The sequence below is a fragment of the Acidisoma sp. 7E03 genome, from assembly GCF_054665075.1.
Genome location: NZ_BAAFHE010000001.1, coordinates 291,476 through 317,745, shown reverse-complemented (window position 1 = coordinate 317,745; position 26,270 = coordinate 291,476). Strand labels below are relative to the sequence as shown.

General features: G+C 68.9%; 24 protein-coding genes. 20 read left to right on the top strand and 4 right to left on the bottom strand.

Going from position 1 to position 26,270, the window contains the following annotated elements; genetic code table 11:
• Window positions 1-115: 115 nt before the first annotated feature.
• The 4 genes from ACYQ6W_RS01550 to ACYQ6W_RS01535 all read left to right on the top strand — a co-directional run bounded on the left by ACYQ6W_RS01550 (window position 116) and on the right by ACYQ6W_RS01535 (window position 5,619).
• Entirely contained in the window at window positions 116-1,552 is a 1,437-nt protein-coding gene (locus ACYQ6W_RS01550; RefSeq protein ID WP_459673119.1) for an MBOAT family O-acyltransferase, read from the top strand.
• A gap of 1 nt (window position 1,553) precedes the next feature.
• Window positions 1,554-2,546, top strand: a complete 993-nt coding sequence (locus ACYQ6W_RS01545; protein ID WP_459673118.1) for a hypothetical protein — start codon at window positions 1,554-1,556, stop codon at window positions 2,544-2,546.
• A 34-nt stretch (window positions 2,547-2,580) separates the two neighbouring features.
• On the top strand, window positions 2,581-4,635 hold the full coding sequence (locus ACYQ6W_RS01540; RefSeq protein WP_459673116.1) for an ATP-dependent helicase: 2,055 nt from the start codon (window positions 2,581-2,583) through the stop codon (window positions 4,633-4,635).
• A 405-nt stretch (window positions 4,636-5,040) separates the two neighbouring features.
• Entirely contained in the window at window positions 5,041-5,619 is a 579-nt protein-coding gene (locus tag ACYQ6W_RS01535; RefSeq protein WP_459673115.1) for a YceI family protein, read from the top strand.
• A 3-nt stretch (window positions 5,620-5,622) separates the two neighbouring features.
• Here the strand turns inward: ACYQ6W_RS01535 and ACYQ6W_RS01530 are convergent, their stop codons facing one another.
• A complete protein-coding gene (locus ACYQ6W_RS01530) occupies window positions 5,623-6,324 on the bottom strand; it encodes a metallophosphoesterase (RefSeq protein ID WP_459673114.1) in 702 nt (233 codons plus the stop codon).
• Between the two features lie 131 nt (window positions 6,325-6,455).
• Here ACYQ6W_RS01530 and ACYQ6W_RS01525 point away from each other — a divergent pair, with 131 nt between their 5' ends.
• Complete coding sequence (locus tag ACYQ6W_RS01525) at window positions 6,456-7,526, top strand: aldo/keto reductase (RefSeq protein WP_459673113.1); 1,071 nt, start codon at window positions 6,456-6,458, stop codon at window positions 7,524-7,526.
• 12 nt (window positions 7,527-7,538) lie between these two features.
• Here the strand turns inward: ACYQ6W_RS01525 and ACYQ6W_RS01520 are convergent, their stop codons facing one another.
• Window positions 7,539-10,100, bottom strand: coding sequence for an HWE histidine kinase domain-containing protein (locus tag ACYQ6W_RS01520; RefSeq protein ID WP_459673112.1), 2,562 nt, complete (start codon window positions 10,098-10,100; stop codon window positions 7,539-7,541).
• Complete coding sequence (locus ACYQ6W_RS01515) at window positions 10,097-10,669, bottom strand: biliverdin-producing heme oxygenase (RefSeq protein WP_459673111.1); 573 nt, start codon at window positions 10,667-10,669, stop codon at window positions 10,097-10,099. The genes ACYQ6W_RS01520 and ACYQ6W_RS01515 overlap by 4 nt, the downstream gene beginning before the upstream one ends.
• A 214-nt stretch (window positions 10,670-10,883) precedes the next feature.
• Here ACYQ6W_RS01515 and ACYQ6W_RS01510 point away from each other — a divergent pair, with 214 nt between their 5' ends.
• The 13 genes from ACYQ6W_RS01510 to ACYQ6W_RS01450 all read left to right on the top strand — a co-directional run bounded on the left by ACYQ6W_RS01510 (window position 10,884) and on the right by ACYQ6W_RS01450 (window position 23,481).
• Window positions 10,884-11,687, top strand: a complete 804-nt coding sequence (locus ACYQ6W_RS01510; protein ID WP_459673110.1) for a universal stress protein — start codon at window positions 10,884-10,886, stop codon at window positions 11,685-11,687.
• Window positions 11,688-11,965: 278 nt separating this feature from the next.
• Window positions 11,966-12,727 carry an SDR family oxidoreductase gene (locus ACYQ6W_RS01505; RefSeq protein ID WP_459673109.1) on the top strand — a complete coding sequence of 254 codons (762 nt, stop codon included), beginning with the start codon at window positions 11,966-11,968 and terminating at the stop codon, window positions 12,725-12,727.
• Between the two features lie 111 nt (window positions 12,728-12,838).
• Window positions 12,839-14,350: a sugar ABC transporter ATP-binding protein gene (locus tag ACYQ6W_RS01500; protein WP_459673108.1), complete on the top strand. Its 1,512-nt coding sequence runs from the start codon at window positions 12,839-12,841 to the stop codon at window positions 14,348-14,350.
• 12 nt (window positions 14,351-14,362) lie between these two features.
• The gene (locus tag ACYQ6W_RS01495) at window positions 14,363-15,409 is read left to right on the top strand and encodes an ABC transporter permease (protein ID WP_459673107.1); all 1,047 of its coding nucleotides are present in this window, start codon (window positions 14,363-14,365) and stop codon (window positions 15,407-15,409) included.
• Window positions 15,410-15,470: 61 nt separating this feature from the next.
• Window positions 15,471-16,580 (top strand): ABC transporter substrate-binding protein, encoded by a 1,110-nt coding sequence (locus tag ACYQ6W_RS01490; protein ID WP_459673106.1) that lies wholly within the window; start codon window positions 15,471-15,473, stop codon window positions 16,578-16,580.
• Between the two features lie 131 nt (window positions 16,581-16,711).
• Complete coding sequence (locus tag ACYQ6W_RS01485; protein WP_459673104.1) at window positions 16,712-17,617, top strand: SMP-30/gluconolactonase/LRE family protein; 906 nt, start codon at window positions 16,712-16,714, stop codon at window positions 17,615-17,617.
• A gap of 43 nt (window positions 17,618-17,660) precedes the next feature.
• On the top strand, window positions 17,661-18,659 hold the full coding sequence (locus tag ACYQ6W_RS01480) for a LacI family DNA-binding transcriptional regulator (protein ID WP_459673103.1): 999 nt from the start codon (window positions 17,661-17,663) through the stop codon (window positions 18,657-18,659).
• A 119-nt stretch (window positions 18,660-18,778) separates the two neighbouring features.
• On the top strand, window positions 18,779-19,855 hold the full coding sequence (locus tag ACYQ6W_RS01475) for an MBL fold metallo-hydrolase (protein WP_459673102.1): 1,077 nt from the start codon (window positions 18,779-18,781) through the stop codon (window positions 19,853-19,855).
• A gap of 72 nt (window positions 19,856-19,927) precedes the next feature.
• Window positions 19,928-20,125 (top strand): AtzG-like protein, encoded by a 198-nt coding sequence (locus ACYQ6W_RS01470; protein ID WP_459673101.1) that lies wholly within the window; start codon window positions 19,928-19,930, stop codon window positions 20,123-20,125.
• Window positions 20,122-21,522: an AtzE family amidohydrolase gene (locus ACYQ6W_RS01465; RefSeq protein ID WP_459673100.1), complete on the top strand. Its 1,401-nt coding sequence runs from the start codon at window positions 20,122-20,124 to the stop codon at window positions 21,520-21,522. The genes ACYQ6W_RS01470 and ACYQ6W_RS01465 overlap by 4 nt, the downstream gene beginning before the upstream one ends.
• A 10-nt stretch (window positions 21,523-21,532) precedes the next feature.
• Window positions 21,533-21,934, top strand: coding sequence for an oxalurate catabolism protein HpxZ (hpxZ, locus tag ACYQ6W_RS01460; RefSeq protein ID WP_459673099.1), 402 nt, complete (start codon window positions 21,533-21,535; stop codon window positions 21,932-21,934).
• A gap of 16 nt (window positions 21,935-21,950) precedes the next feature.
• Window positions 21,951-22,844, top strand: a complete 894-nt coding sequence (locus ACYQ6W_RS01455; protein WP_459673098.1) for a 2-dehydro-3-deoxygalactonokinase — start codon at window positions 21,951-21,953, stop codon at window positions 22,842-22,844.
• A 13-nt stretch (window positions 22,845-22,857) separates the two neighbouring features.
• Window positions 22,858-23,481 (top strand): 2-dehydro-3-deoxy-6-phosphogalactonate aldolase, encoded by a 624-nt coding sequence (locus ACYQ6W_RS01450; protein WP_459673097.1) that lies wholly within the window; start codon window positions 22,858-22,860, stop codon window positions 23,479-23,481.
• Here the strand turns inward: ACYQ6W_RS01450 and ACYQ6W_RS01445 are convergent.
• Window positions 23,478-24,374, bottom strand: a complete 897-nt coding sequence (locus tag ACYQ6W_RS01445; RefSeq protein ID WP_459673095.1) for a LysR substrate-binding domain-containing protein — start codon at window positions 24,372-24,374, stop codon at window positions 23,478-23,480. The two genes, ACYQ6W_RS01450 and ACYQ6W_RS01445, sit on opposite strands and share 4 nt — an antisense overlap.
• Before the next feature lie 91 nt (window positions 24,375-24,465).
• Between ACYQ6W_RS01445 and betC the strand changes: the two genes are divergently transcribed.
• Complete coding sequence (gene betC / locus ACYQ6W_RS01440) at window positions 24,466-25,992, top strand: choline-sulfatase (RefSeq protein WP_459673094.1); 1,527 nt, start codon at window positions 24,466-24,468, stop codon at window positions 25,990-25,992.
• A 19-nt stretch (window positions 25,993-26,011) separates the two neighbouring features.
• Entirely contained in the window at window positions 26,012-26,146 is a 135-nt protein-coding gene (locus tag ACYQ6W_RS01435; protein ID WP_459673092.1) for a hypothetical protein, read from the top strand.
• The last annotated feature ends 124 nt before the right edge of the window (window positions 26,147-26,270 follow it).

Here is a 26,270-nt window from a genome sequence, read left to right as displayed (position 1 = left end):
GGAAAGCCCAGGGCGATGCGCAGGCGCTATAGCACCCGGGCGCCCGATGACAAAACGAATGCAGGCTCTTTGATTCGTTTACGAAACATAAAGACTGTGCACAAGCTGTGCTGTCATGCTCTTCGGCACGCCGCTCTTTCTCTTCGGCTTCCTGCCCCTCGCCCTGGTGGGCTTCCGGCTGGCGGCATGGTGGGGTGGGGATCGCGCCGCGCTGATCTTTCTTCTGGGTATGAGCTTCGTCTTCTATGCCTCTGGAAACCCTTGGGATGTGCCGCTTCTGGCGGGCTCCATCCTCGGCAATGCCTGGCTCGCGCGGCGGGTGGCCTCACGGCCCTGGTTCCTCTGTGCGGTGGCGCTCAATCTCGGCCTGCTGGCGCTCTTCAAATACGGCACGCTCATCGCCCGATCGCTGGGGCTGACCGCGCCCGGCCTGATGCTGCCACTCGGGATCAGTTTCTTTACCTTTCAACAGATTATGTATCTTTCCTCTTGCCGTAGCACAGGTCGTGCTGGGCCGTTTTTGCCTTACGCCAACTGTATTGCCTTTTTTGCGCATCTTCTGGCCGGACCGCTGGTGCGGCCGGCCGAGATCATGCCGCAGATCGCGGCCAGTCCCCGCCGACGGGTCCTTCCGGCCGAAGTGGCGGAGGCTCTGACCATCATCCTGCTCGGCCTCGCCAAGAAGCTGGTATTGGCCGACAGTTTCGCCCCTCTCGCCGATCGTGGCTTCGATGCGGCGGCGCAGGGCTTGGCCCTGACCTTCGCCGAGGCCTGGGTCGCGCTGCTGGCCTTCGCCTTGCAGATCTATTTCGACTTCTCGGGCTATTCGGACATCGCGATCGGGCTCGCGCGCCTCGTCGGCCTGCGCTTCCCGCTCAACTTCAACAGCCCTTACAAAGCATTGACGATACGGGATTTCTGGCGACGCTGGAACATCACGCTGAGCCAGTTCCTGCGCGATTTCCTCTACATTCCGCTGGGCGGCAATCGCCACGGCGAGGCAAGGCGGCGCTTCAATCTGATGGTGACGATGCTGCTCGGCGGCCTGTGGCACGGGGCCGATTGGCGCTTCCTGCTCTGGGGCGGCCTGCACGGGTTCTATCTCATCGCCCATGAGCTCTGGGACCGGCATGCGCCGAGCTGGGCGCGGCTGCCCTGGCCGCTGGCACGGGCCTTGACGCTGCTCGCCGTGGTGCTCGCCTGGGTGCCGTTTCGCGCGGCAGACATGGCAGCCGCCTGGAGCATCCTGTGCGGCCTCGGTGGTCTGAACGGCATCGCCTTGCCGCGCGGGCTCATCGCGCTCTGGCCACCGCTCGGCCTGCTCGCGCGGCCGGTGCCGGTGCTCGCGGCGCTCGGCGACGCGCGGACGCTCGCGCTGCCGGAAGCCTGTGCGCTCCTCGCCTTCGGCTGGATCATCGTCCTCGCGGTGCCCCAGCTGCATGCTCTGTCCACGCGCGGGCGCGCCCTGGGCCTCGTCCTCTCCGGCGGTTTCACGCTGCAGGCGCTGGTCTTCGCGGGCGCCGCGCCGCCCTTCCTCTATTTCCGCTTCTGAGATGCGACGGCTCTCCACCCTCGTGGCCCTGCTGTGCGTGTCCCTGCTTCTCTATGGCGCGCTCTTCGCCCTGATCCTCGACCGGCCGCTCGATCTCGGCCCGCTGCGCCGGGCCTGGGCCGAGAAGATCGCGGCAGCCGAGGCCGTTCACGGACCGAAGCTCGTGATCTTCGCGGGGTCCAACGCGCTCTTCTCCCATCGCTGCGCCGTCATCGGGCCGATGCTGGATCTCCCATGCATCAATGCGGGCGTCGCCTCGGGGCTCGGCCTCGATCTGCAATTCGCCCTTTGGCTGCCGCATCTCGACGCTGGAGACACTGTCTATATCCCTCTGGAATTGCAGCAATATGTGACGAGCGCCACGGCGAGCCGAGCGGGGCCGGACGCCGCCATCCTCTGGCGCCACGACCGCACTTGGCTGTGGCGCTTGGGCCTGCGGCGCAGCCTCGCCGCGGCCTTCTCGGGCACGCTGCCCGATGCCGTCGCGAGCCTCGTCGAGATGGCGGCCGCGGCGCTCCGCCCGGCTCTCGCTCATCCCGCCTTCACGACGATGAACGCCGTGGGGGACGGCATCGGCCATGATCTTGCCGAGGCTGCCGCCAACCGCGCCTTCCTCGCGCACCTGCATCGCGCGGACCCGTCGCCCGGGGCGATCGCGGCGGGGGATGGGGCGGAGCAACTGCGGGCCTTCCGCGAACGCGCCGCGGGCCAGGGCGTGCGCGTCATCGGCGGCTGGCCCACCGAATTCGCCGATGCGCCGCCCGCGTCCACCCTCGGTCGGACGCTCGCGGCCCTCTACGGCGGGGATTTCCTCGCCCTGCCCAATCAGGGCCGCTATCCGCGCGCGGATTTCTTCGACAGCCAGGATCATCTGGCCGAGGAGTGCCAGGTGCGACATTCCATCGCCGTCGCCCTTGGCCTCGCGGTGCGGCTGGGTCGCCCCGTCCTGTCACCCTCCGCCGCCATGGTCAGCCTTGCGTCCCGCTGCCCCTGACGAATCAGCCCGCCGCCGTGCTAGCTGCTGCATCATGTCGGATCATCTCGAGGGGCTGAACCCCGCGCAGCAGGCGGCGGTCCTGGCGCAGGCGCCCCAGCTCGTGCTCGCCGGTGCCGGCTCCGGCAAGACGGAGACGCTCGCGCGCCGCGCGATCGACCTCATCCTCAGCCGCGGCGAGCCGCCCGAACGCCTGCTCTGCATCACCTTCACCAACCGCGCCGCGGCCGAGATGCGCGCGCGCATGGCGGGGAAGCTCGGCCCCCGCGCGCCGCATTGGGTCGGCACCTTCCACGCCTGCATGGCGCGGCTCCTGACCGAGGATGTGGCCGCCGTGCCCGGCCTGCCGCGCGGCTTCGCCATTCTCGATGCCGCGCGCGCCCGTGCGCTGATGGCGCAGGTCGCCGGCATCCGCGATGCGAAGGAGAGTGCCCAGGTTTTCGAGGCCATGTCCCTCCTGCGCAACTACGGGGTCACCGGCAAGAAGGCGCCGCCGCGCGTGCCGGCCTTCGCCCGGTTCGAGGCCGAGGTGCTGGACCAGGCTCGGGGCCTGCTGCCCGCCTATCAGGAGGAACTGCGGCGCCAGCGCGCCCTCGACTTCGACGATCTGCTGATCCTGCCGGCCGAGGCCATGGCTGCGGATGCCGCGCTCGCCAACCGCTGGTCCGGCCGCTGGAGCGAAATCCTGGTAGACGAGTATCAGGACACCAATGCCGCCCAGCACCGGCTGCTGCGCCTGCTGGCCAGCAGCCACGGCCGGGTCTTCGCGGTCGGTGACGACTGCCAGTCGATCTATGGCTGGCGCGGCGCCGAGGTCGCCCATATCCGCCGCTTCGGCCAGGATTTTCCGCGCGCCGCCCGCGCCATCCGGCTGGAGACCAACTACCGCTCCACCCGCACGATCCTCGCCGCCGCCAATGCCGTCTCGGCGCAGGACCCCGAGGCTCTGCAGAAGCGCCTGCACGTCGCCGATGCCAGTGGATCGGCGGGCGCCGCGATCATCCTCAGGGGCGTCGAGACGGCGGAGGATGAAGGCCGCGCCGTGCTGGGCTGGGTGCAGAGTCTGCGGCACAAGGCGCCCGATCTTCCCTTGCGGGAATGTGCGGTTCTGGTGCGGGCCGGCTTCGTCGCCGATCCCATTCTGGAGGCGCTGCGCGAGGCCGGGCTGCCGGTCCAGGTGGTGAGCGAGCGCGAGGTGGAATTGCCGCGGGAAATCCTCGGCGCCATTGCTTGGCTGCGCTTGGCCCTCAGCCGCCATGCCATGCGCGGCGGGCAGGAGGCCTGGGACGCGGCGGCAGACGATGCCTTCCGTCGCACCTGCGCCATGCCGAAGCGGGACATTTCCGGCCAGGCCTTCACCCGGCTGCGGCAGTTCGCGACCGAGGCGCAGGAGCCGCTGGCCGCCTGCGTCGAGCATGCGCCGCTGGCCGAGGCCGAGCGCGCCGGGTTCCGGGGCGTGCTCGCCGTCGCCCGCCAGATCGCAGCTGGAATCGATCCGCGCCGCACCAGCCCGGCGGAGGCGCTGCGGCTGGCGGCCGAGGCCAGCGGCCTCGCCGATCCGCTGGCGCGCAGCCCCAGCCTGCGGCGCAGCTGGCAGACGCTGCTGGCGCGCGCCGACCGTCTGGGCTCGGTCGCGGATTTCGCGGAAGCGGCAGCGCTTGGCGCGCTGGATGCCGAGCCCGAGGGGCCGGACAGCATCCAGCTGATGACGCTGCATCGCGCCAAGGGCCTGGAATTCGACCATGTCTTCATGGCCGGGCTGGAGGAGGGGGTGTTTCCCAGCCGCCGGGCGGAGACGGAAGGCTCGCTGCCCGAGGAGCGGCGGCTCTTCTACGTCGGCCTGACCCGGGCACGGCATACGCTGCACCTCTCCTGGGTGGAGCGGCGGCGGCAATGGAAGAGCAAGCCCTCCCGCTTCCTGTCGGAAATTCCCCCAAACCTGCTGGCGGGCGCGGTCCCGGCCCGCAAGCCCGAAGGGAAGACGGCCAAGCCTGCCGGGCGGCGCGTGCCGAAAAGTGCCCTGCCGAGCGAGGTCGAGACGGCGAAGATGGTCGCGGCCTTCAAGGCGCGCCGCCGGGTTTCGGGGTGAGTGCTCGTACTTCATTTCGAACAAGAAGGACGAGGCAAGTCTGTCAGGTTTTGATTGAAATGCTTCGTTCATCGCTACCCGCGGCTTTCTGCCGCGGGTCAACCTGTGGGGGCGCCCAGACGTTGTCGTGGCGCCTCGCCGGGTAGATGCCCGGCTCGGGGGCCGGGCATGACGTGTTCCGTGACGTGCTCAAGGGCGAGAGTGCGTATCTCGCTCCGCCTGGAACGGCGCCGTTGACAGCGACGCCGATCCCTCAGCCCCAACTCGGAAAAGGGTAGGGCGCCTAATCGCTCTATCCTTCTCCAGTTTCTAGCCAGAGCGGTTAAAAACTCGATGCGACACCGGTAAGGGGAAACCGGGCGGCGCTTTTGAGCGTAGTTCTGTCGTAGCTTGAGAGGCAACGCGATGACACGCCCGATCGTTGCGAGCCTGCGGGCCGCGCTTCTGCTTCTTGCGCTGGTCCTCGGCCGCTCGGCCTCCGCCGCCGTCATCGATTATCCCATCGGGCCGGACAGCGCCGACATCCGCTTCCACACCGTCGTTGCCGGCACCGTGCCGGTGAACGGTGCCTTCACCCGCTTCGCCGGCCACATCCTGCTCGATCCCGCCCAGCCGGAAGCCGCCCGCATCGCCGTCACCGTTGCCGACGACGCGATCGACGTGCCCTTCGGCGGCGCCGCCACGCTGCGCGGGGCGGCCTATTTCGACCACGCCCGCTTCCCCGAGATCCGCTTCGAAAGCGACCATGCGGCGATCGGCAGCGGCGGCCGTTTCACCGTCACCGGCCATCTGACCATCCGGGGGGTGACGCAGCCGATGGTGCTGACGGGCACTGTCACCCACGGCACGCGCCAGGGCGTCGCGGTGCTTCTGGTCGCGGCCGAAGGCGGGCTGGACCGCACGGCCTTCGGCATGACGGCGGATCGGCCGCTGATTGCCGATCGCGTCGATCTCCGCATTACCGCGGCGCTGCGCCTGCCCTGAGCCTCAGGCTTCGTTTTCGGGCGGCAGATCGATCCAGGACAGGTGCCCGCCCTTGCCGGCGCCGGTATCGAGAAAAATCGCCCGCCCACCGCCGCGCGCCCATTGCGTCAGCGGCCGCCCGTCCTGGCTGCGCCGGTCATGCCCGACATAGACGGTAAGGCCCGGCGGAATCCGCCCCACCCAGCGCAGGCTGCGTTCGGGGAAGCCATCGGCCTGCGCATGGCCGGTGGGCTCGCCGAAGAGCGCCCTCGCATGGATGCCGATGGCCCGGCCAATTTCCATGGGCGTCGAGGGGCCCTGCAGCATCTCGGTATGGAAACCCGCATGCACGAACAGCCGCTCGCCGCTGTGCAGCCATAGCGGCGCGCGGGCCGCCTCGGCGAGGAAGCGGGCGCGCAGCGGCGCATCCATCTGCCGCGCCGTCGCCACCAGCTCGCCATTGCTGCGCACCTTCTGGCCCATCAAATAGCGCGCGAGCTTGAGATCGTGATTGCCAAGCAGGAACAGCCCCTGTCCGCGATCGATGAGCGCGAACATGAGGCGGAGCACGCCGGCGCTGTCCGGCCCATAATCCACCAGATCGCCGAGCTGGACGACGAACTTGTCCGTGTCCGCGGCATAGCGGAAGCCGGCGATGTCTCCGTGCACGTCCCCCACGACGCGCAGCGGCCGATCTCGTGGAAGGGAGAGTGGCGCGGGCAGCATTCTTCCTCGTTATACAGAGTTTCTGCCATCGCATATGCGTTTCTCGCGGGGCAGAAATGGCGGCGGGCTGGGCCCTGGCGGCGGGGGCGGAAACTGCCTAGCCTTCCGGCCAAGAAACCCGGGAGGATGATGTGCAGTACCGTCTGCTTGGCCGATCCGGCCTCAAGATTTCCGTTTTGACCTTCGGCACCATGACCTTCGGCGGCGAAAGCTTCTTCGCCAAGACGGGCAATACCGACCTCTCCGGCGCCCGCCGCCAGCTCGACCTCTGCCTCGATGCCGGGATCAACATCGTCGATACGGCGGATGTCTATTCCAACGGCCGGTCCGAGGAGATTCTGGGCGAGGCGCTGGATGGCCGCCGGCAGGACCTGCTGGTGGCGACCAAGGTGCGCTTCCCCATGGGGCGCGGTCCGAACGACGAAGGCCTGTCCCGCCACCATATCGTCGCGGGCTGCGAGGCGAGCCTGCGCCGCCTTCGCCGCAGCCATATCGACCTCTACCAGCTGCACGAGTGGGACGGGCAGACCCCCCTGGAAGAGACCATGGAGGCGCTCGATACGCTCGTCCGCTCCGGCAAGGTGCGCTACGTCGGCGCCTCCAACTTCTCGGGCTGGCATCTGATGAAGGCGATGGAGGCAGCGCGCGCCGGCGGCTTCGTGCCGCTCGTCAGCCAGCAGATCTACTACTCGCTCCAGAGCCGGGACGCCGAGAACGAACTCATCCCCGTCAGCATCGACCAGGGGCTCGGTATCCTCGTCTGGAGCCCGCTGGCCGGCGGACTTCTCTCCGGTAAGTACCGCCGCGGCCAACCGGCGCCGGAAGGCACGCGGCACCTGCAGGAATGGGGCGAGCCGCCTGTCTATGAGGAAGGGCGGCTCTACGACACGATCGAGGCGCTGGTGGCGATTGCCGAGGCGCGGGGCGTATCGGCGGCCGAAGTGGCGCTGGCCTGGAGCCTGACGCGCCCGGCCGTCACCTCCCTCGTCATCGGGGCGCGCACCGAGGCGCAACTCACCGCCAATCTTAAGGCGGCAGAGTTGAGCCTCACCGCGGAAGAAGTGGCGCGGCTGGAGAAGGTCAGCCGGCCACCGCTCGCCTATCCCTATTGGCATCAGGCCAATACGGCGGCCACCCGGCTCGGGCCTGCCGATCTCGCGCTGATCGGCCCTTATCTCGAAGGGCGCGGCCCGCGGATGTGAGCCGCCGCGCCCTCAGCCCGTCAGGCGCTGCAGGGCGCGCGCCAGGCTCGCGAGCGTATAGGGCTTGCGGACCGTCGGCCGGCCGGCATGGTCGGCTGGCAGCTCCAGCTGGTCGCCATAGCCGGAGGCGAAGAGGTAGGGGATGCCGCTCGCCTTCAACCGGTCTGCGATGGCGAGGCTGGTTTCCTCTCCGAGATTGATGTCGAGCACCGCCAGGGTGGGCTGCGCCCGGTCCAGCTCCGTCATCGCCTGGGCGACGGTCGCGGCCGTCAGCACCTGATCCGCCCCGAGGCGGAGCAGGATGTCCTCTGCGTCCATCGCGATGATGAGGCTGTCCTCGACCAGCAGGACGATGCCGGCGATGACCTTTTCCTCGCCCTCGTCCGAGAGGGTCGCGGCCGCCGGAGTGACGATGGGGGCCGTGACCGGCGCCAGGGCCGCCGGGCGCACGTAGCGGCCGGGGATGACGAAGCGGGCTTCGAATCCGGTGGCCCGGTACCAGACCTGCGCCTGACCCTTGAGATCATAGGGGATGGAGCGCTGGATGATGGTGGTGCCGAAGCCCTGGCGCAGCGGCGGTTTGACGACGGGGCCGCCATGCTCCCGCCAGTCGAGCGTCAGGTCGCCCGACTCATCCAGCGTCCAGCTCACCTTGACCCCGCCATTGTCCGAGAGGCCGCCATACTTGGCCGAGTTGGTCATCAGCTCGTGCATCACGAGGGCGAGGGTGGAGAAGGCGGTGGGTTCGAGAAGCACGGGCGTGCCATCCAGCCGAAGGCGGTCCTTCTTCCCGCCCAGATAGGCGGCGGCCTCGGTCTCGATCAGGGAGACGAGAGGGCCCGGGCTCCAATTGTCCTCGGTGATCTGGTCATGCGCGCGGGCGAGCGCTTCGATCCGCCCATCCAGGACCGCGACATAATCGGCAGCGCTCGCATGCCCCCCGCGGGACTGGCGCACCAAGCCGCGGATCAGCGCCAGGATGTTGCGCACGCGGTGGTTGAGTTCGGCGATGAGCAGTTCCTGCCGCTCGGCGGCGCTCCGCCGCTCACTTTCGGCAACGCTGGAAAGTTGCAGCACCACCTCGATCAGGGAGGCGCGGAGGGTTTCGGCTACCCGCAGCTCGGCATCCGAGAAGGGTTCGCTGCGGTTGCGCACCTCCTGCCGCCATTCCGCGAAGCTTTCCCGCGGGGTAAGGCGGGTGCCGTTCGGCCCATATTGCGCCGGCTTGTGCGGGTCACCCGCCCAGCGGGCGTGGCGCACCCGCTCCGGCCGGAACAGCAGCACGTAGTCGCGCGGCGCGCGCGAGATGGGAATCGACAGCATTCCGGCAGCCTGGGAGGCGTAAGCCTCCGCGCCTGGCACGACCGCTGCGAGGTGATCGGTCGCGAAGATCTGCCCGGCCGCCAGGGCGTTCAGCCGCCGCGCGATGCCCGGAATGGCTTGGGGCGGCGGAGCGTCTCCACCGCAGGCGGCCTTGCCGCCGATCCAGATGGCGATGCCTTCGCTCGGGATGATGCCGCTCAGTGTCTCCCCGACCCAATCCGGCTTGTCGAGCAGCGAGATGTCGCCAGCCACTGCGGCGAGAAGACGGTCTGTCGCGCGGCGGGCTCCTTCCTCATAGGCCGCGGCTTCCTGGCGGTCCCGGCTTTCGAGCTTGAGGGCGAACATCTGGCCGAAGAGCTCGGCGATGGTGCGGCGCTGGAAGCTTGGACACAGCGGTGCGTAATGATGGCAGGCGAAGAGCCCCCACAGCCGTCCGCCGAGAATGATGGAGACCGACATGGAGGCTGCGACCCCCATGTTGCGCAGGTATTCGAGATGGATGGGGGAGACCGCGCGCAGGACCGACAGGGACAGGTCGAGCGGTGCGCCGGAGAGGTTCCGCGCCGGTAGGATCGGCACTGGCGCAGCGCCGACGTCCGCGATGATGCGGAAGGGCGTGCGCAGATAGAGCGCGCGCGCCTGCGCCGGGATGTCCGAGGCCGGGTAGTGCAGGCCAAAGAAGCTACCGATGTCGGCGCGCGCCGCTTCGCCCACCACCTCGCCCGAGCCGTCCCGGTCGAAGCGGTAGACCATGACGCGATCGAAACCGGTGAGCGCGCGAAGTTGGCGTGCGCCCATCTTGAAATAGCCTGCGAGATCGGCCGGCTGGTCCAGCCGCGCCATCATCGACCGCACGAGGCTCGCGGAATCGACGTAGTCCGAGGCCGCCGCGGGCTCGGCTTCGAGAATGATCAGCCCGTCCGAAACGTGCAGCGCGCAGTCGAAGAGCTGGCCGGGCGCATGGCTCAGCAACGGCTGACCCAGGACGCGCTCGACCGCGTCTGGCCCGTGCAGCAGGGTCAGCCGGTTGCGCAGGGTGTGGAGCGCCCCGTCCAGCAGCAGATCCTGCGCCCGCAGGCCGATGACGTCATCCGGGGCCATGCCGAGGAAGGTCTCCGCATTGGCGGAGAGGCGCGCCACCAGCCAATCGGCGGTGAAGGCGAGCAGCAGACCGATCGGCTGGATGGCGCCGAGGTGGTGGATCGGCTCGCGATCGCAATTGGTGAGGTCGACCTCGGCCTCGGCGCTCACGCGGCAGGCTCGGGGCGGGCGGTGCCCGCCTTGAGGAAGCGTGCGAAGACGGCGGCCGCGGCGGTGGCCGCCTCGGCCCGCGCGTCGTCCGCGACAAGCCGGTCCTCGAGCCAGGCCAGGAACGAGGGCCAGTTCGGAGCGCCGGCCGGGTCCAGATAGCGGCGCGGCAGACCTGGCGGCAGGCCGCGCGCGATGACACGGCCGCCGAAGCGGGACCCTTCCAGGACGTAAAGGATGCCGGCAATGGCGGCGGGGGAGGGAGAGGCTTCGAAGCACTCTTCGGCCGGCAGGGCGGTATCGAGGGCTGCGAGATCGGCGCGGAGCGCCGGGCCGCGCCGGCGCTCCGGCCAATCGGCCAGAACGGCACCGGCATGACGGTCGAGCCAGGTCTCGATGGGCAGAAGGGCCGCCGCATGGGCTGCCAGCATGCCGCCATACTCCGACTCGCTCCGGGTATCGAAGCGGGCGAAGAGATCGTCCACAGCCGTATGCGCGTCAGCAGTCTGCAGGCGCAGCCAAGCACGGGCCGTTACCGGCCGGATGGTCTCGGCCTCCATCACGTCGGGCAACGGCAGACTTCCTCTGGAAAAACGCGGGAAAGCGAAAGCCGCTTTTCCCGGAAAACAGCAGGTTTGCCCATTTCGGCCCCGACGGGAAGGTGCGGGCGGGGCTGGCGCGCTGACTTCCTTGTGAGCGTGTCCGAGGCGGCGCGGGCGCCCCAGGTCGCGAGCCGCCGGGAATCGTGGCAGTCTGGTCTCTCCGCTGCCTGTCAGGACCCTGCCCATGGCTCAGACTCTTCTCGCTTTGCTCGATCGGGTGGAGACGGTGCCCTGGGTGCTGCAGGCGGCGGCCGAGGCCGCGGCGCGCTTGGGAGACGCGCGAGTCGTCGCCCTCGCCATCCGCCATCCGGCGACGGAGGGGTTGATGCCGACCGAGGAGGTGGCGGGGCCTGCGGCGCTGGAGCGCCGGGACGCGACGGAGGCCTCCCGCATCGCGGCGATTCGCACGGCCTTCGAGGCCTGCGGGGTGGCGGGCACGGCGGCGAGCTTCCAGGTCGAGACGGGGGAGACGGAAGCGGTGATCGCGCGGCTGGCGCAGCCGCACGAGGTTCTCGTCATCGGCCATGCGCCGGGTGCCGCGCGGGACGCGGCGCAGGCGATGGACGTGGCTCTCTTCTCGCTCGATCTGCCGAGCCTCTTCGTGCCCGCGGGCAGCGCGCGCCCCTTCGGCCGCCATATTGCCATCGCCTGGAAACCCAGCCCGGCAGCGGAGCGGGCCGTCACCGCCGCGCAGCCGCTCCTTCTGAAGGCCGAGCAGGTTGATGTGCTGATGATCGACGAAGGCGAGGCCGTGTCCCCGCCGCCGCTGGCCGAGGTGGGGGCGGCTGGCGTCGCCGTGCGCGAGCGGCGCGTACGACTGGCGGGCCGCAGCGTCGGCCGCGCGCTGCTCGACGAGGCGCATGCGGCGGGCGCCGACCTTCTCGTGATGGGCGCCTATACGCATGCGCGCTGGGCGGAGTGCTTGCTGGGCGGCGCGACGCGCGAAATTTTGCAGGATGCCGATCTGCCGGTGTTGATGCAGCATTAGACTACGTCCGACCCGCGGTGGGATCGCCGCAGCAATCGTCATGCCCGGCCGCCGAGCCGGGCATCGACCCGTTGGGGCGCCCGAGCGGGTAGACCCGCGGCGTGAAGCCGCGGGTGACGATGAACGGGGCGTGGTCATCAAACCTGACGAAGCTTCGCCCGCGGGCTGGACGCGCACCGCCTTTCTTGACACAAGGTCCGTTATCGCTAACATTCCCATTCAGGCACCGCGCAAGACGGGCAGGGCCCGGGTGGGCTCACGACAGTTTCGGGGGAAGCGTGACGCTTTTTGATCTCACCGGCCGCATCGCGCTCATCACCGGTTCCAGCAAGGGAATCGGTTTCGCGATGGCGCAGGCGCTGGGTGGCGCGGGCGCGACCGTGGTGCTCAATGGCCGGGATGCGGCGGCGCTGGAAGCGGCGCGCGTGGCCCTCGCCGAGAGAGGCATGACGGTTCATGCCGCGGGCTTCGACGTCACCGACCATGCGGCGGTGAGTGCGGCGGTCGCGCGGATCGAAGCCGAGATCGGCGCGATCGATATCCTGGTTAACAATGCGGGAATGCAATATCGCACGCCGCTCGAGGAGTTTCCGCTGGAAGCCTGGCACCGCATCACGACGGTCAATCTCGATAGCGTCTTCTACGTGGGCCGGGCCGTCGCGCGTGTCATGATCCCGCGCGGCCGTGGCAAGATCATCAACATCTGCTCGGTGCAGAGCGAACTCGCGCGTCCCGGCATCGCTCCCTATACCGCCACCAAAGGCGCCGTGAAGATGCTGACCAAGGGTATGGCGACGGACTGGGGCAAGCATGGTCTTCAGGTCAACGCCATCGGTCCCGGGTATTTCAGGACAGAATTGAATCAGGCATTGGTTGACGACGAAACTTTCAGTGCCTGGCTCGCCAAGCGCACGCCGGCCGGGCGCTGGGGTGAGGTGGAGGAGCTGGCGGGGGCCGCAATCTTCCTCGCATCCGACGCATCGAGCTTCGTCAACGGCCACATCCTCTACGTCGACGGCGGAATCACCGCGAGCCTCTGAGATCTGCGGCGCCTCGTAGGCGAGGCCCGCGACGACCGACCGGACGAGCCAAGACGTCCGGCATGAAAGCCTTAATGAAACACGGGGAGACACATCCCCGGGGAGGCAGGGATGAACCAAGGAAGCGGACTTCGCTTCGAGCGTGTTGCCAAATCCTTCGGCGGCACGCGCGCGCTCAAGGGCGTGAGCCTGACCGTGCCGCGCGGCCAGGTGGTCGCGCTGCTCGGCGAGAACGGCGCCGGCAAGTCGACGCTGATCAAGATCCTGGGCGGCATCGTGCGGGCCGACGAAGGCACCGTCTCGATCGACGGCGTGCCCTACCGGCACCACGTTCAGGGGGCCGTCGTCGCGGGCGCGCATCGCGTCGCCTTCATCCACCAGGATCTCGGCCTCATCGAATGGATGACGGTGGCCGAAAACATGAGCCTCGCCGAAGGCTTCGCCCGGCGCGGCCGCCGCTTCGGCCCCATCGACTGGCGGGAGACCGCGCAACGTGCCGGCCAGGCGCTCGCCCTCGTCGGCTGCGACATCGACCCGGAGACGCGCGTCTCATCCCTCAGCCGCACCGAGAAATCCCTCGTCGCCATCGCCCGCGCCCTCGTCGTCGACTGCGACTTTCTGGTCCTCGACGAGCCGACGGCGAGCCTGCCGGCGAACGAGGTGGAGCGGCTTTTCGCCGCCATCCGCCGGCTGCGCGCCCAGAACGTCGGGATGATCTACGTCTCCCATCGGCTCGATGAAATTTTCCGTATCGCCGACCGCGTGGCAGTGATGCGGGATGGCGCGCTGATCGGCGAGAAGCCGGTGGCCGAGACGACGCCGGAAGAACTCGTCTCCTGGATCGTCGGCCGCTCCGATCTTTCCTTGTTCGAAAAGACGCCGCAAGCCATGGGCGCGGTGCGGCTCTCCGTGCGCGGGCTCAGCACGCCGCAGGCGGGGCCCGTCGATTTCGACCTGCATGCGGGTGAACTTCTGGGCCTGGTCGGTCTGCGTGGGGCAGGGCAGGAGGAGGTAGGGCGCGCCCTCTTCGGCACGGTGCCGCATCGGGGCGCCGTGCTGCTCGACGGGACGGCGCCGGATTTGTCCTCGACCCGGGCGGCACTGACCTCCGGCATCGGCCTCATGGCGCGCGACCGGGCGGAGGAATCGATCGCGCCCAGTCTCAGCATCCGCGAGAACTGTTTCCTCAATCCGGGGGCCGCCGGGCGCACTCTGTTCCAGCCTCTGGCGCCCCGCGCGGAGGCGGAGGTGGCCCGCGCCCTCGGCGCTTCGCTCGGCCTCAGCCCGAACGATCCCGATCTCGCCATCGAAGGGCTGTCGGGCGGCAACCAGCAGAAGGTCGTCGTCGGGCGGTGGCTCGCGACCAACCGGAGACTGCTCATCGCCGAGGACCCGACGGCCGGTGTGGACGTCGGCGCCAAGGCCGAAATCTATCGGCTCATTGCGCGTGCCCAGCAAGCCGGTCTCGCCGTGCTCGTCATCTCCACGGATTTCGAGGAGATCGCGCATATCTGCAGCCGCGCACTCGTCTTCAATCGCGGGCGCATCATCGCGGAACTCGCGGGCGATGCGCTGACCACGGAAGCGGTGATCACCGCCGCCTCCGCTTCCGAAGCCGCCTGAGGGAGATCATCCATGGCGATCAACTCCATCCGTTCGGATGCGCTGGAACCGACCCGGGCCGAATTGCGGGGTGCGGGCCTGCGCGAACGCATCCTCCGGCTCATGCCGGTCTATGGCCTGCCGATCCTGACCCTGCTGCTCATCCTGCTCTTCTCGCTGCTGCTGCCGGATACGTTCCCGACCATGCTGAACCTGCGGTCGATCATCTCCGACAAGGCGATCATCGCGATGCTGTCGCTGGCGGCGATGATCCCCATGGTGTCGGGCAAGATCGATCTGACCGTCGGCTACGGCATCGTGCTGTGGCACATCCTCGCGATCAGCCTGCAGGTGAACTACGGCGTTCCCTGGCCGCTTGCCGTGCTCGCCGTCATCCTGCTCGCCGGCATCATCGGCTTCGTCAACGGGCTCTTGGTCGAAGTTGCGCAGATCGACAGCTTCATCGCGACGCTTGGCACCGGCACGGTGCTCTATGCGCTGGCGCTGTGGCATACCGGCGGCCAGCAGGTGGTGGGCGTGCTGCCGCATGGCTTCCTGGCGCTCAACGGCACGCGGCTGTTCCACCTGCCGATCACCGGCTTCTACGTGCTGGTGCTCGCTTTCCTGCTCTGGTTCGTGCTCGAATATCTGCCGATCGGGCGCTACCTCTATGCGATCGGCGCCAATCCGAAGGCTGCGGCCCTGAACGGCATCCCGGTGCGGCGCTACACCATCGGCGCCTTTGTCGCCTCGGGCCTGCTCACCGGCATCGCCGGCGTCATCCTCGCCTCCAAGCTGCGCATCGGCCAGGCGGGCGTCGGGCTCGAATACCTGCTGCCGGCACTGGTCGGTGCCTTCCTCGGCTCCACCACCATCAAGCCAGGACGTGTCAACGTCTGGGGCACGATGATCGGCATCGTCATCCTCGCCGTCGGCATCGCCGGCATCCAGCAGTTCGGCGGCTCCTTCTGGGTGGAACCGCTCTTCAACGGCCTCATGCTGCTCATCGCCATCGGCATCGCGGCCTATGCGCAGCGCCGCCGCCGCGCCGTGCGGCTGCGCCCGAAAGCCGGGGGCTGAGGCAACCCCTTCGCCCACAATCAAAACGACCGTCACGACAACAAGAAACGGAGGAAACGGAATGATCACGAAACGCACCCTGCTCGCCGGCAGCGGCGCCATGGCGGCCGCTCTCGGCCTCGGGTTGGGCGAGGCGCATGCCGACCCGATGTCGGAGGCGCAGGCCTTCCTCGCCAAATACACCGGCCATGTCACCACCTGGGACGGTCCGACCACCGGCCCGAAGACGGCGCCGGGCAAGAGCATCGTCGTGCTGGCGGGCGACATGAAGAACGGCGGCATCCTCGGCGTCGCGCAGGGCTTTCAGCAGGCGGCCAAGGCCGTGGGCTGGACCGTGCGGGTGATCGACGGCGCGGGCACGGTATCCGGCCGCACCTCCGGCTTCTCCCAGGCGCTCGCCCTCAAGCCGGATGGCATCGTCATCCTCGGCTTCGACCCGATCGAGCAGAAGCCCGGGCTGCAGGCGGCGGATGCGGCGCATATCCCGCTCGTCGCCTGGCATGCGGGCCCGGCGCTCGGCCCCATCCCCGGCACCTCGGTGCGCGTCAACGTCTCGACCGATCCCATGCTGGTGGCCAAGGCTGCGGCGCTCTGGGCCTATGTCGATGCCGGCGGCAAGCCGCGCGTCGTCATCTTCACCGACAGCCAGTATCAGATTGCGGTCGCCAAGGCGCAGCGCATGAAGAAGGTCATCGAGGAGATGGGCGGCAAGGTGCTCGCCTATGAGAATACGCCCATCGCCGATACCTCGAACCGCATGCCGCAGCTCACCACCTCGCTGCTCGAGAAGTTCGGCGCGAAATGGACGCATAGCCTCGCCATCAACGACATCTATTTCGACTTCATGGGCCCCTCGCTCGCCGATGCCGGCGTGGACGGCACCGGGCATCCGCGGAGCGTCGCGGCGGGTGACGGTTCCAAATCCGCCTATGAGCGCATCCGCGCAGGCCAGTATCAGTCCGTCACGGTCGCCGAGCCGCTGTTCCTGCAAGGATGGCAGCTGGTGGACGAGCTGAACCGCGCCCTCGCCGGGCAGCCCTGGTCGGGCTACGTGGCGCCCTTCCACGTCGTCACCAAGGACAACATCGCCTTCGACGGCGGGCCGCAGAACATGTTCGACCCGGACAACGACTATCGCGGCCATTACAAGGCGATCTGGGGCGTCGGCTGACAGCGCGCCATCCCGGTCCTGGTTGAGCCGGCAAGCCCGGGCACTGGACGGACGGCGGCGGTCCCGCGATAGTCGGGGCAGCCGCCGGTCCTCCTGCTGTCCGGCGAGAAGGAAAAGAGAGGGATCGTCACATGACTTATGAGATTCTGGACCCACGGTTCAGTCGTCTCATCATCGGGCCGGCGCGGCTGGAAAAGCTGCATACCGGCATGCGCTGGGCGGAAGGCCCGGTCTACGTTCCGGCCGCCAAAAGCCTGCTGTGGTCGGACATCCCGAACAACCGGCTGATGCGTTATGACGAGACCGATGGCTCCGTCAGCGTCTTCGAACAGCCCTGCGGCAACCAGAACGGCCATACGCTGGATCGCCAGGGCCGCGTCATCGCCTGCGAGCACGGCGGCCGCCGCGTCTCCCGCCTTGAGCATGACGGGCGCTGGACTACGCTCGTAGACCGGTTCGAGGGCAAGCGCCTCAACTCCCCGAACGACGTCGTGGAGAAGAGCGACGGGACGGTCTGGTTCTCCGACCCCACCTACGGCATCGACAGCGAATACGAGGGCGATGCCGCGCCCTCCGAGATCGGCGCCTCCAACGTCTATCGGCTCGACCTCGCAAGCGGCGCGATGACGGCGGTGGTGACCGATCTGCTCAAGCCCAACGGCCTCGCCTTCAGCCCGGACGAGCGCATTCTCTATGTCGCGGATACCGGGCAGACGCACGAGCCGGACCGTCCGGCGGTGATCGTCGCCTATGACGTGGCGGCGGATGGCCGCAGCGTGACGCGGCGGGGCGTCTTCGCGACGCTCGAAGACGGGCTCTATGACGGCTTCCGGGTGGACCGGGACGGCAATGTGTGGACCTCGGCCGGGCAGGCGGTGGCCTGCTACGCGCCCGATGGCACGCTGATCGGCCGCATTCCCATCGGTGAAGTGGTGGCCAACCTCACCTTCGGCGGGGCCAAGCGCAACCGGCTCTACATCACGGCGCAGACCTCGCTCTATTCCATCTTCGTCAATGCCCATCCCGCGGGCTGGTAAACCCGCCGCCGACCCACGCGCCCGGCTGCGCCGCCCGCCCAAGATGACGGACGTGGCGAAGCGGGCCGGGGTTTCGGCCATGACGGTGTCGCGCGCGCTGAAGGCGGACGGCGCGGTCTCGGCCGAGACGCGGGCGCGCATCCTGCAGGCGGTGGAGGAGCTGGGCTATGTGTTGGACCAGACGGCCGGCACCCTCTCCTCCAAGCGCTCGGGCTTCGTCGCCGCCCTTATCCCGTCCCTAAACAACTCGAACTTCTCCGATACCGCGCGCGGCATCGAACGCGCGCTGGAGGAGGGTGGGCTGCAGCTGCTGCTGGGCGCCACCGACTACGAGCGCGCCAAGGAGGAGCGGCTGGTAGAGGCGATGTTGCGCCGCCGGCCGGAAGGCATCATCGCCACCGGCTCCGACCATTCGCCGCGCGTGCGCCGTCTGCTCGCCTCGGCCGGCGTCCCGGTGGTCGAGACCTGGGACCTGCCGGCCGAACCCATCGACCATGTCGTGGGCTTCTCCAATGCCGCCGCCATGGCGGCGATGGTGCGGCGGCTGCACGAAAGGGGGTACCGCGAGATCGGCTTCATGGGCGGTATGAGCCCGCGGGACAGCCGCGGTGTGGCGCGCCAGCGCGGCTACGAGACGGCGGTCGCCGAACTCGGCCTGCCGCCGGGGCGCATCGTCACCTATGGCGAACCGCCCATCACCATGGCCCAGGGCGGCGAGGCCTTGCAGCGCATGATGGCGGCGTGGCCCACCGTCGATGCGGTGATCTGCGTGGCCGATCTCTCGGCCTTCGGCGCGCTGACGGAATGCCAGCGCCGCGGCTGGGCGGTGCCCGGCCGCCTGGCGATTGCGGGCTTCGGTGATTTCGAGGTGGCGCGCTACTGCTACCCGTCGATCACGACGGTGTCGGTCGATCCCGAGGGCATCGGCTTCGCGGCGGGCAGCCTGATCCTACGCTCCATCGCCGCCGCGCGGGGGGGCACGCGCCTTCCGCCGCAGCGGATCGAGACGCCATTCTCCATCATCGAGCGCGGAACGACGTGAGCGTTCGAAGCAGGCGGAGTCCGGGGTGTCGATGGTAAGCCATTGGCATCGCCGCGGCAGCGCCTAGATCATCGGGGGCCAGACATCTAAAGCCAGACCCCTGAAGAGAGAGCCGCCGCTTGTCCGACCGCCCAGCCTTCCCGCTTTCGGATCACTTCGACGGAATCGTCTTCTTCAACCCAGCCGAGATGGCGCCGGACATTCCGCGCTCCGGCCCCGACGAAATCCCCCGCCGCGATGCGGCGATCGACGAGCCGGCGCTTGCCCGCGAAAGGCCACCCGGCCAGCGCCGGCGCAGCATGGCGCTCGCCATGATCCGCTACCGCTTCCGCGAGGAGCGCCGCCCCTGGCCGAAGCTGCCGCCCGACCCGGCGCCCGTGGGCGACCCGTGGGCGGACGTGCCCGAAGGGCATGTCTCCATCACCTTCATCGGCCATTCGAGCTTCCTGGTGCGGCTGCCGAAGCTTACCGTCATGACCGATCCAGTCTTCAGCGCGCGCTGCTCGCCCGTCTCCTGGGCGGGGCCCAAGCGCGCACGGCCGCCCGGGCGGCGCTTCGCCGACCTGCCCAAGATCGACCTGCTGCTGATGTCCCACAACCATTACGACCACATGGATCTGCCGAGCCTGCGCATGATCCAGCGGCGGGACGATCCCCTGGTCGCGACCCCGCTCGGCAATGCCCGCCACCTCGCCAAGGCCGGGCTGCATCGGGTGATGGAAGGGGATTGGTGGCAGGACTTGCCGATCGCCGAGGATGTCACCGTCACCGTCACGCCCGCGCGGCACTTCTCCGCCCGCACGCTGTGGGACCGCGGACGCAGCCTGTGGGGCGGGCTGATGCTGAAGACCCAGGGCAAGCGCCTGCTCTTCGCCGGGGATTCCGGCCATGGCCGGCATTGGGCGGAAATCGGCGCCCGGCTGGGCGCCCCCGACCTCGCGCTGCTGCCGATCGGCGCCTATGAGCCGCGCGCCATGATGGCTTCGGTTCATGTCAATCCGGAGGAAGCGGTCGCCGCGCATCAGGCGCTGGGGGCGCGCCAGTCCGTCGGCATGCATTTCGGCACCTTCCAGCTCACCGACGAAGCGGTGGACGCGCCGCCGCGCGATCTCGCCGCCGCCCGCGCGGCGGCGGGCGTGCCGGAGGAGGCCTTCGTCACCTTGGGCTTCGGCGAAACGCGGCTCTTCCGTCTCTAGGGTCTGCCCCCTGGCGGCGGGCCTGCGCCTGGGGCAATCTGCCCATGTTGCAGGTGCGAGGGAGAGCGGCGGATGGATGAGGGCTTCGATGCGGCGGCCTATGTGCGCATGGCGTCTGCCATGCAGGGCTTGGGGCTGGACGAGGCGGAACTCGCCCGGGTGACGGAGGCCTTCGCTCTCGTCATGCGCTTCGCGGAACCGGCGCTCGCCTGGCCGGTGGACGTGACCGTCGAACCTGCGCCCGTCTTCCAGGCGGGGGCCTCGCGATGAGCCTCCACACCCAATCGGCGGCTGAGATCGCCGCCATCATCCGCAGCGGGGACGTGACGGCGGTGGAGGTGACAGAGGCGACGCTCGCCCGCGTCCGCGCCGAAGACCCCAAGGTGAATGCCTTCACCGAGATCACCGAGGCGCGCGCGCTCGCCGATGCCGCGGCGGTGGACGCGGCCCTCGCCCGTGGGGAGGACCCTGGGCCGCTAGCCGGCGTGCCCTATGCGGTCAAGAACCTCTTCGACGTTGAAGGCGTGGTGACGCTCGCAGGCTCGAAGATCGAGGCGGGCAATCCGCCCGCGGCGGCGGATGGCTTCGCGGTTGCGCGGCTGAAGGCGGCGGGCGGCGTCTGCATCGGCGCGCTCAACATGGATGAATACGCCTACGGCTTCACCACCGAGAACACGCATTACGGCCCGAGCCGCAATCCGCACGACACGGCGCGGAGTGCCGGCGGCTCCTCAGGCGGGTCTGGGGCGGCGGTCGCCGCCGGCCTGGTGCCGCTGACGCTGGGGACGGATACCAACGGCTCCATCCGCGTGCCCGCCAGCCTCAACGGCATCTTCGGCCTCAAGCCGACCTATGGCCGCCTGTCTCGCGCCGGCTCCATCGCCTTCGTGCCGAGCCTCGACCATATCGGGCCTTTCGCCCGCAGCGTCGCCGATCTCGCCCTGTCCTACGACGTGCTACAGGGGCGGGATCCGGCGGATGCCGGCCAGGCGCCGCGCCCGGCGGAGCCGGTGGCGCCGGTGCTGGGCGCAGGCATCGACGGGCTGCGCTTCGGCCGTCTCACCGGCTATTTCGATGGGCCGATGGGCGCGGCCGCGCGCCACGCCGTCTCCCGCATCGCGGAGGCGCTGCAGGCCGTGCCGCTCGCCGCTCCCGAGAGTGCCGCTGCCGGACGCTCGGCCGCCTTCGTCATCACCGCGGTGGAGGGGGCAGGCCAGCACATGGACCATCTGCGCCACCGCCGCGACGAGATGGAGCCGCTGTCGCGGGACCGGCTGCTGGCGGGCGCGATGGTGCCGGCACAATGGTATCTGCATGCCCAGAAGGTCCGCGCCCTGTGGCGGGCCGCCATGGCCGAACTGTTCCGTGCGACGGATGTGCTGATCGCGCCGGCGACCCCCGTGCCGGCTCAGCCGCTGGGCCAGGCGATGCTGACGCTGGAAGGCCAGACCATGCCGCTGCGCCCGGCCTTCGGCCTCTTCACCCAGCCCATCACCTGCATCGGCCTGCCGGTGCTGGCCGTGCCGCTGCAGCAGGCCGAGGGGCTGCTGCCCATCGGCGTGCAGCTCATCGCGGCACCCTGGCGCGAGGACCTGCTGATCCGGACAGCCGCGCATCTGGAAGCGCTCGGCCTGTGCCAGGCGCCGGTCGCGCCCGCCTTCGCCTGAGGAGAGAGACGTGGAGATCAACAAGCCGGGCCCGCTCGCCGAACTCACGGCGGCCTTCGCCGCCTATGAGCAAGCGCTCGTCACCAACGACGTCGAGACGCTGACGGCGCTGTTCTGGGCGAGCCCGCACACCATCCGCTACGGCGGCGGCGAAAACCTCTATGGGGCGGAGGAAATCGCCGCCTTCCGCCAGGGGCGCGGCACCGGCGATCTGGACCGGGACCTCGCCCGCACGGTGATCACGACCTTCGGAGAGGCATTCGGTACCGCGAGCACGCTGTTCCGCCGCCGGTCAACCGGCAAGACGGGCCGGCAGATGCAGAGCTGGGTGAAGCTCGATGGTCATTGGCGCGTCGTTGCCGCCCATGTTTCGATACTGGACTTTCCCTTTCCCGAGACGGACGGACCATGATGACAGCAGGTAACCGATGATCGGTGTCGACTGGGGCACCAGCAGCTTCCGCGCCTACCGGCTGGCGCCGGACGGCACCGTGCTGGACCGCGCCTCTGCCCATGCGGGCATCATGTTCGTCGAGAACGGCCGCTTTTCCGACATGCTGCGGCGAACCATCCAGCCATGGGTGAACGCCGGCGAGCGCCGGGTTCTGCTGTCGGGCATGATCGGCAGCCGCCAGGGCTGGGTCGAGGCGCCGTACAAGCCTTGCCCGGCGGGTGCGGCCGATCTCGCCTCCGCCACCATCCCGGTGACCTATGACGGCGCCGAAGTGCGCATCATTCCCGGCGTGACTGCCGAGGAGAACGGCGTGCCGGAGGTGATGCGGGGCGAAGAGACGCAGATCATCGGCGCGCTCGCCGAGTTCGGGGAGGCAGGCCTTGCCTGCATGCCCGGCAGCCATTCCAAATGGGTCAGTGTGGAGAGCGGTCGGATCACCGGCTTCTCCACCTATATGACGGGAGAGGCTTTCGCGGCTTTCAGCGGCCACACCATTCTCGGCCGGATGATGAAGGCGGATGCGCCGGCCGACCCGGATGCGCTGCGCCGGGGCCTGGCGCGCAGCGCCGACCCGGGCGGGTTGCTGCGCCACCTTTTCGGCGTGCGTGCCCTCGGCCTGTTCGACCGGCTGTCGGAGACGGCCTCCGCCTCCTACCTCTCGGGCCTGCTGCTGGGCCATGAGGTGCGGGCGGCACTCGCCGCGACTCCGGATCGCGGTCCGGTGGTGCTGATTGGGGACGCGAAGCTCTGCGACCTCTATGCCCAGGCGATCGCCGTCTGCGGCGGCGTGTCGCGCCTATTGAACTATGAGGCGGCCCCGCTGGGGCTGTCTCGCATCGGCGCCGCCGTCCAGTGGACCAGCGCCTGAAAGACATGACGTCATGACCATGAAAGACTGGTTCGCCCGCTGCCCGCTCATCGCCATCCTACGCGGCGTGCGGCCCGACGAGGTGGTGGAGGTCTGCCACGCGCTGGAACGCGCCGGGGTCGCCATCGTCGAAGTGCCAATGAACTCGCCCGAGCCGCTGGTCAGCATCGGCAAGCTCGCGCAGACCTTTGGCGACCGGCTGCTGATCGGCGCCGGCACGGTGATGACGCCGGAGATGGTGCGGGAGGTGCATGGCGTGGGTGGCCAGTTGCTGGTGACGCCGCATGCCGACCCTGAGCTGGTCCGCACCGCCAAGAGCCTCGGCATGATGGCCGCACCCGGCTTCTTCACCCCGGCCGAGGCCTTCAGCCTGCTGCGCGCCGGCGCGGATGCGATCAAGCTCTTCCCGGCGGAAGCTGCCAACCCGGCAACGGTGAAGGCGATCCGCGCCATTCTGCCGCCGGGCACGCTGGTGGTGCCGGTGGGCGGCGTCTCGGTCGAGAACATTCCGGATTGGACGGCGGCGGGGGCTGCCGGTTTCGGCATCGGCTCCTCCATCTACAAGCCGGGCGATACGCCGGAGATCGTGGAGAAGAAGGCGCGCGCCCTCGTCGCTGCCGTGCGTGGTGCGGGCTAACCACATTCCCTCAAAAGCCAGCGGCGGAAAGCCTCCACCGCCGGCCGGGAGGTGACCTCTTCCGGAAGGGTGAGCGCGTAGCCGCGGGCCGGGTTTTCGATGTCGACCCCCATCGGCACAAGAAGCCCGGCTGCGACGGGGCGGTCGATCAGCGGACGCCAGCCGAGGGCCGCGCCCTGGCCCTGCATCGCCGCCTCCACCACCAGCGGATAGGTGTTGAGGTGCAGGCTTGGCGAGCGGCTCGGCCGGGCCGCGAAACCGGCTTCGGCGAACCATTCCCGCCATGTCATCCAGCGCCCTGGCTCACCCGTCTCCAGGTCGAGCAAGGGCAGCCGTGCCCAGTCGAAGACGCCGTCCGGGCGCTGGTGGCGTGCGGCGAAGCCCGGGTTGCACACCGGCACCACCCGCTCGGGAAAGAGCCTGAACGCGCCGGGTTCCCTGGGGCCGAAGCTGATGGTGACGTCGGCATCCGGCGCAGGGCCGCGTCTCTGATGCTGCGCCGTCACGATCCGCACCTCGACACCGGGGAGCGCGTCGGCCAGGTCTGCAAGGCGCGGCATCAGCCAGAAGCTCGCAAAGCCGAAATCGGTCGCGATGGTGAGCGACGGCGCTTCCGCCGCCTGGCGCAGCGCGGCGAGCGTCGCTTCGATCCGGTCGAGCCCCTGGGTCAGCGCCTCCGCTAGGTTTCGCCCGGCCTCGGTCAGCGCCACGCCCCGGTGCAGGCGGCGAAAGAGCGGCTGGCCGACCGCCTGCTCGATCTGCTGCACATGCTGACTGACCGCCGCCTGAGACATGCCGAGCGACCGCGCGGCGACGGAGAAGTTCTCGTGCGCGGCGGCCGCCTCGAAGGCGAGGAGGGCGGGGAGGGGCGGCAGATGGCGAAGCTTTGGCATAAGTTCATGTGATAGCAACATAAGGACGGAGAGGCTTCACGCTTTCGCCACGAAGCGGGACTAATCGGTCAAACCGAGGAGACGACGCATCGTGGCATCGCGGCCGAACATTCTCATTCTCATGGCGGACCAGCTGACGGCGGGCGCGCTGCCGGCCTATGGCAATACCGTCGCGAAGACGCCGCATCTCGACCGGCTGGCGCGGGAGGGGGTGGTCTTCGATGCCGCCTATTGCAACAGCCCGCTCTGCGCGCCCTCTCGCGCCATTCTCATGACCGGCCGGCTGCCGTCCTCAACCGGTGCTTATGACAATGCCGTGGAGTTTCCCTCCCAGTTGCCGACCTTCGCGCATTACCTGCGCGATGCCGGCTACCGCACCATCCTCGCCGGCAAGATGCATTTCTGCGGTCCCGACCAGTTGCACGGCTTCGAGGAACGGCTGACGACCGACATCTACCCGGCGGATTTCGGCTGGACGCCGGATTGGACGGAGCCATCGGAACGTCCGAGTTGGTACCACAACATGGACAGCGTGACGCTGGCCGGGCGCTGCGTGCGCACCAACCAGATGGATTTCGACGAGGAGGTGGGTTTCCTCGCGCGTCAGAAAATCTATGACATGGCACGGGACGGGGACGACCGGCCCTTCTGCATGATCGTCTCGATGACGCATCCGCACGATCCCTTCACCATGGCGGACCCCTACTGGTCGCGCTACGCGGAGGACGAGATCGACATGCCGAAGGTCGGTCCCGAGGTGTCGGAGGGCGATCCGCATGCGGCGCGGCTGCGCCATGTCTGTGCCCAGGATCAGTCGGTGATCACCGAGGCGCAGGTGCGTGATGCGCGCCACGCCTATTACGCCGCCATTTCCTATTTCGACGATCACGTCGGCGGCTTGCTGAAAGCGGTGGAGGAGAGCGCGTTTGCGGAGAACACGATCGTCCTCGTCATCGCCGATCATGGTGAGATGCTGGGTGAGCGCGGGCTCTGGTACAAGATGAACTTCTACGAGGGCGCGGCGCGCATTCCCCTGATCATGCACGCGCCCGGCCATTTCGCGCCTCGCCGCGTGGCTGAACCCGTGTCGCTCGTGGATATCCTGCCCACACTCGCCGCCATCGCAGGCGAGGGGCGGGAGCCGGACTACGCCACCGACCTTGAGGGAAAATCGCTGCTCCCCTATGCGCTCGGCGCAGGAAATCACGGAACCGTGATCGGCGAATACTGTGCCGAGGGTGTTGTGGCTCCCATGGTCATGATCCGCCGCGGCAGTTTGAAATTCATCCACTGCCCGGGCGACCCTGACCGGCTCTACGACCTCGCGGCCGATCCCGAGGAGCGGGACGACATCGCCGCGCGCGCGCCGGACGATCCGCGTCTCGCGGCCTTCCGGGCGGAGGTTGCCGAGCGCTGGGACATGGAACGCCTTCGGAGCGATGTGCTGGCAAGCCAGAAGAGGCGGCGCCTCGTGTGGCAAGCCTTGCAGAAAGGGCAACAGACGTCTTGGGATTTTCAGCCTGTCCGGGATGCTAGCCAGCTTTATATGCGTAACCACATGAAGCTGGACGACCTGGAGGCGAAGGCACGCTTCCCGCGTGTCGTGCACCAAGACTAGGGGAGAGGCGGAGGCAAGCATGGCGGAGCAGGCAAAACCGGTGACCTCGCGGAACGGCGAGGCTGGGTTCCGACCGGGCGGGCTCGCCATCGCGCTGGGCGTCAGCCTGGCGCTGCTGCTGCTCTTCGACCTGCTAACCCGCGCGCATTTCTAGAAACTTCGGAAGGTGGGCCGAGGCCCACCTCGAGGCTAGCAAGGTGATGGGCGCGGCCGTTGATCGTCACCCGCGGCTTCATGCCGCGGGTATACCCGCTGCGGCGCCCAAACGCCGACAGGGC